Origin of the sequence: Pseudidiomarina sp. WS423, assembly GCF_050750165.1 — a bacterium.
Taxonomy (GTDB): domain Bacteria; phylum Pseudomonadota; class Gammaproteobacteria; order Enterobacterales; family Alteromonadaceae; genus Pseudidiomarina; species Pseudidiomarina fusca.
In genome coordinates, this window is the sequence record NZ_JBOJLN010000001.1 from 426,657 (window position 1) to 440,030 (window position 13,374).

At 50.0% G+C, this 13,374-nt stretch carries 8 protein-coding genes and 1 pseudogene; 5 read left to right on the plus strand and 4 right to left on the minus strand.

Going from position 1 to position 13,374, the window contains the following annotated elements:
- Positions 1-58: 58 nt before the first annotated feature.
- Positions 59-2,341: a DNA internalization-related competence protein ComEC/Rec2 gene (locus ACQ661_RS02040; protein ID WP_431667449.1), complete on the minus strand. Its 2,283-nt coding sequence runs from the start codon at positions 2,339-2,341 to the stop codon at positions 59-61.
- Positions 2,342-2,388: 47 nt separating this feature from the next.
- Here ACQ661_RS02040 and ACQ661_RS02045 point away from each other — a divergent pair.
- Positions 2,389-2,886 (plus strand): annotated as a pseudogene (locus tag ACQ661_RS02045) (DUF2062 domain-containing protein); the annotation flags it as partial.
- A 142-nt stretch (positions 2,887-3,028) separates the two neighbouring features.
- On the opposite strand, the gene ACQ661_RS02050 reads toward ACQ661_RS02045, so the two are convergent.
- From ACQ661_RS02050 to ACQ661_RS02060, 3 genes are read right to left on the minus strand one after another with little or no spacing between them, the layout of a single operon-like run.
- Positions 3,029-4,258, minus strand: coding sequence for a lipoprotein-releasing ABC transporter permease subunit (locus ACQ661_RS02050; protein WP_431667450.1), 1,230 nt, complete (start codon positions 4,256-4,258; stop codon positions 3,029-3,031).
- A complete protein-coding gene (gene lolD, locus ACQ661_RS02055) occupies positions 4,258-5,013 on the minus strand; it encodes a lipoprotein-releasing ABC transporter ATP-binding protein LolD (protein WP_313932164.1) in 756 nt (251 codons plus the stop codon). The genes ACQ661_RS02050 and lolD overlap by 1 nt, the downstream gene beginning before the upstream one ends.
- The gene (locus tag ACQ661_RS02060; protein WP_431667451.1) at positions 5,006-6,247 is read right to left on the minus strand and encodes a lipoprotein-releasing ABC transporter permease subunit; all 1,242 of its coding nucleotides are present in this window, start codon (positions 6,245-6,247) and stop codon (positions 5,006-5,008) included. The genes lolD and ACQ661_RS02060 overlap by 8 nt, the downstream gene beginning before the upstream one ends.
- Positions 6,248-6,367: 120 nt before the next feature.
- Between ACQ661_RS02060 and mfd the strand changes: the two genes are divergently transcribed.
- From mfd to ACQ661_RS02080, 4 genes are read left to right on the plus strand one after another with little or no spacing between them, the layout of a single operon-like run.
- Positions 6,368-9,841, plus strand: coding sequence for a transcription-repair coupling factor (mfd, locus tag ACQ661_RS02065; protein ID WP_431667452.1), 3,474 nt, complete (start codon positions 6,368-6,370; stop codon positions 9,839-9,841).
- On the plus strand, positions 9,838-11,064 hold the full coding sequence (locus ACQ661_RS02070; protein ID WP_431667453.1) for a CsiV family protein: 1,227 nt from the start codon (positions 9,838-9,840) through the stop codon (positions 11,062-11,064). The genes mfd and ACQ661_RS02070 overlap by 4 nt, the downstream gene beginning before the upstream one ends.
- 16 nt (positions 11,065-11,080) lie before the next feature.
- Positions 11,081-11,572: a MarR family winged helix-turn-helix transcriptional regulator gene (locus tag ACQ661_RS02075; protein ID WP_110075364.1), complete on the plus strand. Its 492-nt coding sequence runs from the start codon at positions 11,081-11,083 to the stop codon at positions 11,570-11,572.
- On the plus strand, positions 11,544-13,367 hold the full coding sequence (locus tag ACQ661_RS02080) for an ExeM/NucH family extracellular endonuclease (RefSeq protein WP_431667454.1): 1,824 nt from the start codon (positions 11,544-11,546) through the stop codon (positions 13,365-13,367). Before ACQ661_RS02075 ends, ACQ661_RS02080 begins: the two co-directional genes overlap by 29 nt.
- The last annotated feature ends 7 nt before the right edge of the window (positions 13,368-13,374 follow it).

Below are 13,374 nucleotides of genomic sequence, written 5' to 3' on the forward strand. Positions count from 1 at the left end.
TTTAGCCATCATTTAGCCATAGATTAGCGCCATTCTAACCGTTTTACCTAGTAACTGGCTAGTTGTCTGCGTCAAACCATGGCCTGACAGCTGCGGCATAGGGCTGTTGTACATACCACTGCTGACTATCTGCATAGATGCTTATCTGCCCACCCATGGCCGTATCTAGCAACGGGATCTGTAACTGCTGCAACCGCTCTTTTACCGCTGGGCTAACCATCCCATAGGCGTTATTTCGGCCTCTACTGGCGATACTGATACTTGGTTTAACCGCCTGCAAAAAGTAGCTCTCACTGGAGCTATTGCTGCCATGATGGGCCAACACCAGTACCTCGGCTTCTACTGGTGCTAGCTGGGCTAGCAATTGGCGTTCGGCACGGGTGGAGATATCCCCAGGGAGTAACATCTGTAATGCGCCGTAGGATATTTTCAACACGCAGGACTGATCGTTGTGTTGATTATCCGACAGTTGGCGCGGGTGCAGTACTTGCCAATGCACACCGCGCCAATCACCCTGTTGGCCAGCCACACAAGCACTGCCTTCATTGCTGCCGAACCAACGCACCTGCGGATAACGAGCTTTGACCGTAGCGCTGCCGCCGCGATGATCACTGTCCGTGTGACTGATAAAAGCCAGTTCGGGGGTTAATCTACGCTGCTGTAAAAAAGGCAGTAGCACCCGCTCTGCCATATCACCACCACTAGGCCAGCGCGCGCCCACGTCCACCAAGAGCGCAAAACCTTGGCGTTCGATAACCACAGCGCTGCCTTGCTCTACATCCAATACATGCACCCACAAATGCTGTTGGTACTGCACCAACTGCTGTTGGATAGCTAACACCAATAGCAGTGCGGCTAGACTGGTTAAACGCCAATACCAAGCTAACGGTAAAAACCAACAGACTAACCCCACTAACAAGAGTTCCAGTGGTGCGGAATGTTCGGCTGCTAACCATTGCCATGGTTGCTGTGCTAGCCACAGGAGTACAGGTTCAACCAGCTCTATCGGCCACTGCGCAATTCGCAACAGCAACTCGCTCAGCCAACTAAGTTGTAGCAACATCGCCAACAGAGCCAGTAAAGCTAACGGTAACACCCACAAGGAGAACACAGGCACCAAAAGTAAGTTTGTTACTGGAGCTAATAGCGGCAAACCACCAAACCAGACCAAAGTAAGCGGCCAGAGTAACAAGGTTAACACCCACTCTAACCGCCAGAGCATTCTGATTGCCCGACCTTTACCTTGAGCTGGCAGCCAGCGCCACTGCATAAATAGAATACTCGCAACGGCCAGCACCGATAACCAAAAGCCTGGCTGCAATGGCGCTAATGGCTCCACCAAACATACCAGCGCAACCGCGCGCAACAGCACTCGCGAGGGCGGCGTGTAAAGGCCAGCTTGTTTGTGTAATAACACCACCAGCAACATCGCAAAGGCGCGCGTAGTAGCGGTAGCAAACCCCGCCAAATAGGCATAGCCTAACGCCACTAACAAGGCCAACCAAGCACTCGGTAGCACCAAGCTCAAGCGTTCACGCCTACTGCGCTGCTGCCCCAGCCGCCGCCCCAGTTGCTTGGCACTAAGCAGCACAAAACCGGCAACTAAACTTAGATGTAATCCTGAGATAGCAATCAAGTGCGCTAACCCGGTGCGCTGATAAGCCTGCCACTGCTCGGTAGGAATAAGTTGCCGCTCGCCTACCAACAATGCAGCTAAAATGCCCCCTTGGCTTAACTCTAACTGTGCGATTCGATTAAAGAGGCGTTGTCGTAAATTTGCTCTACCAGCTACATAGTGGCCTTGCTTGATGCTGCCAAGCGCCACAATACCTTGGCTCAGTAAATAACGATGGTAAAGAAAACCACCTTCATTGCGAACTCCTTGCGGGGCCCTCAGCTTGACTTGCAATTGCCAAGTTTCTCCAGCTTGAGGCAGACGCTCTGCAGTAGGTTCATACCAATTCAAACGCACTTTTACACTCGGTTGTAGCCATGCTGATGGTACTGCTTCACCATCAATCGCGGTCAGCGTTCCAGCCAAACGCCAATAATCCTCAGCATGTTGTGGGAGCTCTTCAATCACTAAGTTTATGGTTACATGTTGCCCCTGCCACTTTGGGGGTATTTGCCAGTTTTGACTGAAATAGGCATTGCCAGAGCCCCACCCAATACCGCACAATAGGCACCCTAACAAGATGCTATGCCGGCGCTGTGCAGGCCAATAGAATGTAGCCACTACGACTAAAGTTGAGGCTAATAGCCATTGCCAGAATGCTATCGGTTTGCCTAGAGTAAAGCTTAACGCAAACCCAAACAGCCCGGCGCACAACCACCTATCCATGGATGTTGTACCTTAGTTGGTGACCCAACAGGTCTGAACGAGAAAAAATGCCGAAGAAATTTATTCAACGCATCATGCCAAGCCATGAGTCTATTCGTAATAGTCGTAGCTTGAAGATATTTGGAAGTCTGCTGCATGATGCCAACCTCTGGCACTTAAACCGACGCTCCGCCGCCGGGGCTTTTGCAGTGGGCTTATTCTTTGCCTTTATCCCGGTGCCGTTTCAAATGCTGCTAGCTGCTGCTGCGGCCATTCCATTGCGAGTTAATTTACCACTTTCAGTAGCTTTGGTGTGGGTGTCGAATCCAATCACCATGCCCGTGTTGTTTTACTTTTGCTACTTGCTTGGGGCTTGGGTTTTGGATCAAGGCAATCAGCCGTTTGCGTTTGAATTATCCTGGAGCTGGCTGGCGCAAAGCATAGGAACTATTGGCCCGGCCTTTTTGTTGGGCTGCTTTATTGTGGCTGTGTTGGTCAGTATTATCGGTTATATCAGTATCAGTTTGCTCTGGCGACAGTCTGTGGTAAATGCTTGGCGCGCCAGAGCTGCACGCATGTTAGCGGCAGCCAAAGAGCGGGCAATTGAGCATTTACCGCACGCACAGCGTCCCCATGAGCGCACGCACAAACAAGACAAACGGAATCATTCCAACGATCCTGATTAACTTGTTTGCCTTAGCGCGAAGACTAAGTTGCGCTAATAGCTTTAACGATGTCTGTGCGCGATGCTTGCCAAGCCGGATAAAGCGTTGCTAAACCACTCATCAGCAAAGCAACCAAGGCCACGAGGACAATATCTAACCCTTGCAGTTGCACGGGAATACTAGTGACAAAATAAACGTCACTTGCCAGCAAGGTATCCCCCGTTAGCTGCTGAAACCACTGCAGCACGTAGGGCAACGAACTCGTCAGAACAATTCCTGCCAGCACGCCCAGACTAATCCCCAACACCCCATTTTGTAGGCCTTGCCAAATGAATACCTGCATGATGCGTACGCGGCGCAATCCCATGGTCCTTAAAATACCTATGTGGCGCTGTTTTTCTTGCACCGTCATCACCAGAGTTGAGACGATATTAAAGCAGGCCACCGCTAACACTAACACCAACACCAAATACATCACCAAGCGCACCAATTGAATATCGCGATACAAATGCCCTTGCGAGCGCATCCAGTGGTCAAGATACACATAATCATCAATCTGATAGCCTAACTGCGTGGCGATTTGCTGCACCGCAAAAATATCCGTCACCGCTAATTCAACCGCTTGCGCACCCTCACTGAAGCCCATCAGGGCTTGCGCAGTAGTTAAATCAACATAGGCGTATTGATGATCCACTTGGCCACCGAAGGTAAAAGTACCCACCACGGTTAAAGCTTGGCGTTTAGGCTGTTTGAAACTGCCCTGTTGAGCCACCATCAAGGCTAATTTATCTCCTGTTTGGACGTCTAAACGAGCTGCTAGTTGACTACCTAATACGACGCCACGAGGTTGTTGTTGTAATTGTTGCCAGGTTGCAGCTGGCATGTAATCCGCAATGGCATGGGGCTGTTCCGTAGCGATACCTTCTAGTTGCACGCCGACAAATTCGGTGCCTTGCTGGATCAATGCTTGGCTACGAATAACGGCTCGCGCACTTGCTACCTGAGGGTGAGCTAGCGCCAACTCAATAATCCCTTGAGGGTCTTTAAGCTGTCCCTTAACCGCACTAAATTCAACTTGCGGTACCAAGCTCAAAAAACGCTTCTGTAACACCTCTTCAAAGCCGTTCATCACGCTTAGACCAGTGATAAACACCATACAGCCAAGGGCTATCCCTAACGTCGAAGACGCCGAGATAAAACTAACGAAGCCACTGCGCTCACGCTTACCACGAAAACGTCGCGCCAATAACCAAGCTAACTGCCAAGCTCGCATCAGTTTGTCTCTCGCTGCGCTGCAGCATAAGCGCTGGCCGTGACCAATTTACCATGCTGCAAATGGAGAGTGCGTGGCAATTGTGCCGCCAAACTTTGATCATGTGTGACCAACACAAAAGCCGTTGCCAGCTCTTGATTAAGCTGTTGCAGCAAAGCAAAAACACTCGCTGCAGTAGCATCATCCAAATTACCTGTGGGCTCATCAGCGAGGACTAATTGGGGGCGATTCACCAGCGCCCGCGCGATGGCTACTCGTTGGCGCTCACCGCCCGATAGCTCGCTAGGACGATGGCGTGCACGGGCCTGCAGCCCTACTCGTTCGAGCAATTCTGCAGCCTGTTTGAGTGCCTCTGCGCGTTTCACCCCAGCAATAAACAGTGGCATCGCCACATTTTCTTGGGCATTAAACTCTGGCAACAAATGATGAAATTGGTAAATAAAGCCCAATTGCTGATTGCGCCAATCGGCTAGTTGCGCGCTCGACCACTGCTGAATGGCTTGGTTTTTATAGAGGATCTCGCCCGAACTCACTTGATCGAGGCCGCCCATACAATGCAATAAGGTAGATTTACCAGACCCTGAGCTACCCACAATGGCCAGCATATCACCGGCAGCTATCTTTAAGTCTACCTCTTGCAACACCTGTAATTGCCGGTCTCCATCTTGATAATGGCGACTTACTTGACGGCATTCCATTAACATCTGTACTTCCTCTCTAAGCGCCGCAGCTGCGGTATCTGCTTGGTTATTCATAGGTTAACGCCCGTGCTGGTTGAGTTTGGCTAGCGCGCCAAGCTGGATATAACGTTGCTAACAAGGTCAATAACAACGCAGCCAGCACTATCGTGACAATTTGCTCCGGTTGCATTAGCACAGGTAAGCCGGCTTGCCCGGTAAAACTCAAATCTACCTGTAATAAACTCAACACTTGGTTTAAATTACCAGCCAGCAATACCCCCGCTGTAAGCCCCAGCAGGCTGCCAATCACGCCATTGGTAAGGCCCTGCATGAGGAACATCTGATAGATACCACTTTTGCGCATGCCCATGGTTTGCAGAATAGCGATATCGGTCTGCTTATCTTGAATGAGCATCATCAGCGCTGACACTATGTTAAACGCAGCGACGGCGATAATCAGCCCAAGCATCAAGCCGACCATGCGTTTTTCCATGTTTACGGCATCAAACAGTTCACCGTATTGAGAGCGCCAGCTTCGCACATTAAAGTCAGGCCCCAACTGCTGCTGCAAGTATTCGGCAGCGCTAATCGCCTGAAACGGATCGGTGAAATAATAACGCACATTAGATACCTGTGAATCAGGTAAACGCAGTAGCCGTGCGGCATCGCTACCGTGCATCACCAGTAGCTGACCATCGGCTTCTGATTGCATGGCTACAATGCCAACAATGGTAAATTGCCGTTGCGCTGGCATTAAGCCTAGGGGTGTGTAAACCCCGCCGGCGGCTGCAATCACGCGGATACTATCACCGGGCCAGACATCCAATTGTTGCGCTAAGGCTTGACCAATCAGAACGCCATAACCGCCTGCTTGCAGGCGTTCTATCTCGCCAAACTGTAGGTGCTGTTGCAGCGGTTGCCATTGCACGGCGGCGCCAGCCACCTCAGGAAATAACCCTTGAATAAGTACCGGACGCAGCTGACCGCCACTTTGCACCACCCCGGCACTACTTACCTGGGGCACTTTCGCGCGCTCGCCCGGTAATGCTGGCAATTGCTGAATAAAAGTGTCGGTTGCGCTGATGCCGGCAGTATTAGCACTGCTCACTGTGAGTTGCGGCACCACACCTAAAATACGTTGTTTCAGTTGCTGTTCAAAACCATTCATGACCGAGCTCACCACGATGAGTGCCGCGACGCCCACGACAATTCCGGCAAACGCAAACCGATTAATAAAACGAGTGAACTTACTGCCGTGCTTGGCACGACTATATCGAAGCCCAAGGTATATTGCTGCTGACTGGCCCATGCATGTTCCTAAAAATTAACGCGCTGCAAGCATAAAGAAAACTCGCCACTGATCCAAGCGGCAAGTTCAGGTATACTTCATCACAACCTATATTGTTGGCTATCCGGACGTATTTTATTCATGACTCAGGTATCAATTTTCAGCCCTCCTACTCCAACTTCAGCAAGTATTGATCTTACCTGGCAAGAGTTACATGGCAGTAGCGTTGCTATGGCCCTAGGCCAAACCATTGAAAATCATCCCGGTCCAGTCTTAATAGTGACACCGGATGCGCCACAAGCGCACCGTCTCGAGCAAGAAATTGCCTACTTTACGCCAACTTGGCGAGAACACCTGTGGGTGTTTCCTGATTGGGAAACCCTACCTTACGATAGCTTTTCACCGCACCAAGATATTATTTCTGAGCGTCTCAAAGTGCTCGCGCAATTGCCAGATCTCAAACGCGGAGCTTTGATTGTATCACTCAATACCTTGCTGCACCGGGTGGCACCGAAAGATTTTGTCAGCGGTCAAGCATTGCAGTTGAACAAAGGGCAACAGCTAGATATTCACCAACTACGACAACGCCTAGAGCGGGCTGGATACCGCCACGTGGCGCAAGTCATGGAGCATGGTGAATTTTGCGTGCGCGGCTCGCTCCTTGATTTATTCCCGATGGGCTGCGATGAGCCCTACCGGCTTGATTTTTTTGACGACGAATTAGATTCTATTCGACTGTTTGATCCAGATACCCAACTGTCGGCAACCGAAATAGACGCAATCAATTTACTGCCGGCTCACGAGTTTCCTACTAACGAGACCGCAATTGAGGGGTTTCGGGCTCGCTACCGCGACTTGTTTAATGCCTCAAATGAGCGCGATTCAGTGTATTACCAGGTCTCTAATAAACATTTTCCGGGCGGTATCGAGTATTACCAGCCGCTGTTTTTTGAGCAGATGGCGACCTTATTTGATTATCTACCGGACAATGCCCTGCTGGTCACTTTTGGTGATATCCAAGGCAGTTTAGACAGCCTCTGGCATGACATTCAGCAACGTTATGAACAACGCCGCTATGATCCCTTGCGTCCACTGTTGGCACCGCATCAGGTGTTCATGACGGTCGATCAACTACATGCTGGCTTTAAGCAATTGCCGCGGGTGCGTGCCATGGTACCCAGCGATAAAGCTCAGCCGGGGCCGCAGCACTTTGCTACCGAAGCCCTTGCCGATATCGCAGTTAATCACCAGCTCAAAGACCCGCTGCAAAACTTACGCAACAAGCTCACCCAGCTACAGCAGCAACAGTACCGCGTGCTATTTTTAGTTGAATCTGCAGGTCGCCGTGAAAGCTTACGGGAATTATTGGCACCACTTAAGTTGGCGCTCGCCGAAGTAGATGATCTGCAACAATTTGTCGATGGCAGCGCGCAGACAGCTATTAGCATTGCTCCGGTCGTACACTCGTTTCTCCTCCCAGCCCAACAACTTGCCATTATTACTGAAACTGAGTTGCTAGGGCACCGCATTAGCCAGCGTCGCCGCAAAGAGTCACAAACTGGCATCAACGCCGAGAATATGGTGCGTAACTTAGCTGAGTTACGTATCGGCCAACCGGTGGTGCACATTGATCATGGTGTAGGTCGTTATCAGGGGCTGAAAACCCTCGAGGCTGGTGGTATCACAACCGAGTTTGTGACTATTGAGTATGCCCAACAAAGCATTTTATATGTTCCGGTAGCCTCACTCCATGTTCTGAGCCGTTACAGCGGCGGTGAAGAAGCGTCAGCTCCACTACACAAATTAGGCAACGATCAGTGGGAAAAAGCCAAACGCAAAGCGGCAGAAAAAATTCGTGATGTGGCCGCTGAGTTACTGGATGTTTATGCTAAACGCGAAGCCAAGCCAGGCTATGCTTTTCAGCTTAACCAAGACGATTATCGCCGGTTTGCGGCGAGCTTTCCATTTGAAGAAACGGACGATCAACAACAAGCCATCGCTGGCGTGCTCGATGACATGCAAAGTAACCGAGCTATGGATAGGCTGGTGTGTGGCGATGTAGGTTTCGGTAAAACAGAAGTAGCCATGCGCGCTGCTTTTGTTGCGGTAAACGATGGCAAACAAGTGGCAGTATTAGTGCCTACGACCCTATTGGCACAACAACATTTTGAGAACTTTAAAGATCGCTTTGCTGATTGGCCCATCCGCGTAGAAGTACTGTCACGTTTTAAAACCAGCAAACAAACCAAACAAATCCTAGCAGACCTCGCCGCTGGTAAGATTGATTTGGTGATTGGCACTCACAAATTACTGAGCGCCGATGTTGCCTTTCACGATCTTGGCTTGCTGATTGTCGATGAAGAACATCGCTTCGGCGTTCGCCAAAAAGAAGCGATTAAGCGTTTACGCGCTGATGTTGATATTCTGACCTTAACCGCAACGCCAATTCCAAGAACTTTAAATATGGCCATGCATGGGGTGCGAGATTTATCCATTATTGCGACCCCACCCGCCAAACGTTTGGCCGTTAAGACCTTCGTACGCGAGTATGATGAACCCACTATTCGTGAGGCTGTGTTACGCGAAATTTTGCGCGGAGGCCAAGTATATTTCCTCCACAACAATGTTGAAACCATTGAAAAAACTGCACGCGAATTGGCAGAATTAGTGCCCGAAGCACGCATCACTGTGGCGCATGGACAGATGCGTGAGCGTGAACTTGAACGTATCATGTCTGATTTTTATCATCAGCGTTTCAATGTCTTGGTTTGTACCACCATTGTTGAAACAGGCATTGATGTGCCTACGGCCAATACCATCATTATGGACCGCGCTGATCATTTGGGCTTGGCGCAGATGCACCAGTTACGTGGCCGCGTCGGGCGCTCCCATCATCAAGCTTATGCCTATTTGTTAACGCCGCATCCAAAACGCATGACCAAAGATGCCTTGAAACGCTTAGAGGCTATTTCGCAGCTGGAAGATCTTGGTGCTGGCTTTATGCTAGCTACTCACGACTTAGAAATTCGTGGCGCTGGTGAATTATTAGGTGACGAGCAAAGTGGCCAAATTGAAAGCATCGGCTTTACCTTATACATGGAGATGCTCGAGCAGGCCGTGCAAGCCATGCGTGATGGTAAAGAACCAGCACTTGAGCAATTGTTAAAAGCCCAAGCAGAGGTTGAGTTACGTGTTCCTGCGTTGCTGCCGGAAGATTATATTGGCGATGTGAATATTCGATTAAGCCTTTACAAGCGTATTGCTAGCGCCAACGGCCCACGCGAGTTAGATGAGATTCAAGTTGAGTTAATTGACCGCTTTGGTTTGCTGCCAGAACCCGTTAAAAACTTAGTACGAGTAACCGCTATTCGTCACCAAGCTGCGTTGCTGGGACTGCGCAGAATAGAAGGCAGTCAACAGGGAATTAGTTTAGAGTTTGGCCCAGATAATAAGGTACAACCAGCACAATTGATTGAGCTTATCCAAAGCCAACCGAATGTCTATAAACTAGACGGTCCTAATCGTTTACGCATTCTTATGAAAACTGAAGATACTCAAGCACGGTTGAAACTGGTAGAGTCTCTGTTGGAGCAATTATTACGAGGCACAGAATGAGGCTTTTAACTAGGCTAAGTAGCAGCCATTCACTTCGCCCCCAAGCAAAACTCTTAGGCTCAGTAGCAGCATGGCTGGTGCCGTTGGCGGTCATGATCACCAGTAGCATGTTGGCTCCCACTGCGGTTGCCCAAAGTAAACTGAGTGACCCCGAAAGCTGGCGCTGGTTTGAAGTCGAAGTTTTAGTTTTTAAACACCTCGATGCTGACACCAGTGAAAACTTCCCGTGGCTAGCACCACGCCAATTGCGCCCCACGCATGACTTGTTAAGTAGCTACTACGCACCTAATTTTTGGGCGCTCTTGTTCGATTTACCCGTTTGCCCTGAAGCTGGAACTGAAGCTGAAAGCTCTGCGATTCGCGCTCCAAGCCTCTGGTGTGCCCAGCAAGCTGAATTAGATTTAGAGCAGCGCCGGCCTTGGTATCAGCCCGAGCTGATGCTGCGCAGCCTAGCGCAGGCACCAACCAAGGTGATCAGCGGTTATAACGGCGATATCAATACGGCAACGCGCCCCTTTTTGCTCGATGCAAGCCAACATCAGTTAACTGAGATGCGTGAGCAACTAGAACGTCGGCGGGTGGGAACACCTTTACTCCATGTTACCTACCGTACCCCGGTCTTTACTCGTAATCAGAATTACAGCCTACGCCTGTTTGGTGGCAAAAATTACGGTCATGAGTATGCACCTTCGGGCTATCAACTACCACCGATAGTCAGTGCTACTGACCTACCATCGCAACCTGAAGCTGCGCTGACTGGCAGCGAAGCAACTGCGCCGGCGAGCGAGCAATTATTCACCGAACTTAACTGGTTACTAGAACAAGCCAACCAGCAACAATTACAATTAAATTACAGTGATACGGGCACGCCTAATCCGCCACCATTACGCCAGCCCCGGCCAGATAACCAACGCACTGAAGCTGTGTGGGAGCTTGATGGCTTGCTTCATATTTATTTGGTAGGCAACTATTTACATATCGACAGCCAGTTAGAGCTGCGCGAACCCCAAGCAGTGCGCTTCAATCAACGTCAATTGAGTGCGCAAGTTGAGCAGGCACTGCAACAGCTAACAGCAACTGAAAGTACTAGTGATTGGTTCTTACGAAGTTACCGCTTAGAACAGTTACGCCGAGTGATTAGTCACGAAACCCATTACTTTGATCATCCTAAATTAGGCTTAGTGGTACAAATTAGACGGACCGATCGCTCCGCTAGACGCTAGTCAGGGAGAGATATCTATGGAAAAATACGAAGAATTATTATTAGCTTTGCGCAAGGTGATTCGCGCGACTGATTTGTATTCAAAGCAGTTGAATAAAACAACCGGGCTGACCGCTCCACAACTGCTGATTTTACGTGAGATAGCAGCCTGCCCCGCCGGGATAACTGCCAGCTCAGTTGCACAGAATATTACCTTAAGCCCAGCCACCGTAAGTAACGTGATTGACCGTCTTGAACACCGGCAGTTGATTCACCGCGAACGCAGTACGTTAGATAAACGTCGCGTGGTATTAACATTAACAGCGGCAGGTCAGGCCCGTTTAGCTGATGCCCCGCGACCTTTGCAAGAAAACTTTATCGGTAAGTTTCAAGCGCTCGCTGATTGGGAACAATCTCAATTGGTGGCAGCGATGCAACGAATTGCCACCATGATGGATGCAGAAAAACTAGATGCAGCCGAGATACTTGAAGTAGGAAGCTATGAACAACAAAAATTCAATTCGCGCTAACATTCCAACCAAGAAGTTAATCCGTGCGGTTGCACTTGCGCCACTAGCCTTGATGCTGGCCAGTTGTGCCAATACTGAAACCAATCCTGCCTGCCTTGCTGACACCACCCCCATTGCGACCATTCAGGGGTCCAGCGACAGATCTACGCTGGTTGGTCAAATGGTTACCACGCGGGGCATTATTACCGCTGATTGGACTGCAACAGAGCAACTGGGCGGTTTTTTTATCCAAAGTACCAGTGCCGACCAAGATCAAGACCCAGCTACTGCTGAAGGACTTTTTATTGCCACTGAAGAGTTACCGGCAACGGCTGCAGCAGGTAGTTTCGTTTATGTGACCGGGGTGGTTGCTGAAGCGCAACAATTAACGCAACTGCAGCAAGTTAGCAACGTCAGCATCTGTAGTACGCCACAAACGTTACCTGAACCGATCGCTCTGCAGCTGCCTCAGGCTGAGGCGAATAGTTTTGAGCAATACGAGGGCATGTTAGTTGCCTTTGCCCAAGATTTAGTAGTTAACGGACACTATCAGTTAGCGCGCCATGGCCAATTTGAAGTTGCCCATGAACGCCTCTATACCCCAACCCAAGTGGTTGCTCCTGGAGCCGATGCCCAGCAACTTGCACAGCAAAACCAACTGGCGAAATTACTAATTGATGACAATCGGGCGCCAAACCCTGCTCAAGTGCCTTACCCTGCGCCTGAGTTAAGTGCGGATAACACCTTGCGCAGTGGCGATACCCTGCAGGGCGCCGTAGGTATTATGAGCCAATATCAGCGTCAGTACCGCTTGCAACCAACCACTCAGTTAACGTTTGAGGCTAGTAATCCGCGCCCAGCGGCACTGCCACAACCGGCCCAAAACACCATTCGAGTGGCGGCTTTTAACGTCCTCAATTATTTCAACGGCGAAGGCGACGCAAAAACTTTCCCTACTCAACGTGGTGCTAAAACGGCCGCACAATTTAAACGCCAACACGATAAAATCGTAGCCGCCTTGGCAGCGATGAATGCTGACATCATAGGTTTGATGGAAATTGAGAACGATGGCTACGCTGAGCACAGCGCTATTGTTGAGTTAACCCAGGCGCTAGCAGTTAAAACAGGTCAGCCTTGGCGTTTTATTCAGGCAGGTGACGAGCGTTTTGGTAGCGATACTATCACCAATGGCTTGCTTTACCGCAGCGACAAAGTAGAGCCTCAAGGAGCCGTTGTCAGCATCAATCAGGCTCCTTTTGATAGCCGTAGCCGGTTACCACTGATTCAACGTTTTGCACCACTTAATACGGTCGAAAATCTAGTAGTTGCCGTTAACCACTTTAAATCTAAGGGCAGTTGCCCGAAAGATAGTAGCCACCCGGATGCGAATCAAGACGATGGCCAAGCCTGTTGGAATGCCACGCGCACCCAATCGGCTGAACTCTTAGCTGATACGTTAGACCAGCACCCCGAGCTGAGCCGGCATAGCTTACGAGTGCTGCTTGGTGATTTTAACGCGTACGCCAAAGAAGACCCTATCACTACCCTGCTTGGCAAAGGTTACTACAATCGTTTGGATAGCTTTGATGCAGCGGCATACAGCTATGTGTATGACGCTCAAGCGGGCAGTCTCGATCATCTGCTCGTTTCAGCAGCTTTGAATCCGCGGGTCGTTAAGCAAGGTATCTGGTCGATTAACGCTGATGAGCCAACTGCACTACAGTACAGTTACGCTGATACCCAAGCCCATTGGTATGCGCCATCCGCGTATCGAGCTTCTGACCATGACCCTGTGTATGCTGATATTCAATTTTAAGTAACAA

Bases quoted from the DNA above. Each gene is read 5' to 3' on its own strand.
- ACQ661_RS02040 (WP_431667449.1), bottom strand. From the start codon at position 2,341: ATGGATAGGTGGTTGTGCGCCGGGCTGTTTGGGTTTGCGTTAAGCTTT.
- ACQ661_RS02050 (WP_431667450.1), bottom strand. From the start codon at position 4,258: ATGCGAGCTTGGCAGTTAGCTTGGTTATTGGCGCGACGTTTTCGTGGT.
- lolD (WP_313932164.1), bottom strand. From the start codon at position 5,013: ATGAATAACCAAGCAGATACCGCAGCTGCGGCGCTTAGAGAGGAAGTA.
- ACQ661_RS02060 (WP_431667451.1), bottom strand. From the start codon at position 6,247: ATGGGCCAGTCAGCAGCAATATACCTTGGGCTTCGATATAGTCGTGCC.
- mfd (WP_431667452.1), top strand. From the start codon at position 6,368: ATGACTCAGGTATCAATTTTCAGCCCTCCTACTCCAACTTCAGCAAGT.
- ACQ661_RS02070 (WP_431667453.1), top strand. From the start codon at position 9,838: ATGAGGCTTTTAACTAGGCTAAGTAGCAGCCATTCACTTCGCCCCCAA.
- ACQ661_RS02075 (WP_110075364.1), top strand. From the start codon at position 11,081: ATGGAAAAATACGAAGAATTATTATTAGCTTTGCGCAAGGTGATTCGC.
- ACQ661_RS02080 (WP_431667454.1), top strand. From the start codon at position 11,544: ATGAACAACAAAAATTCAATTCGCGCTAACATTCCAACCAAGAAGTTA.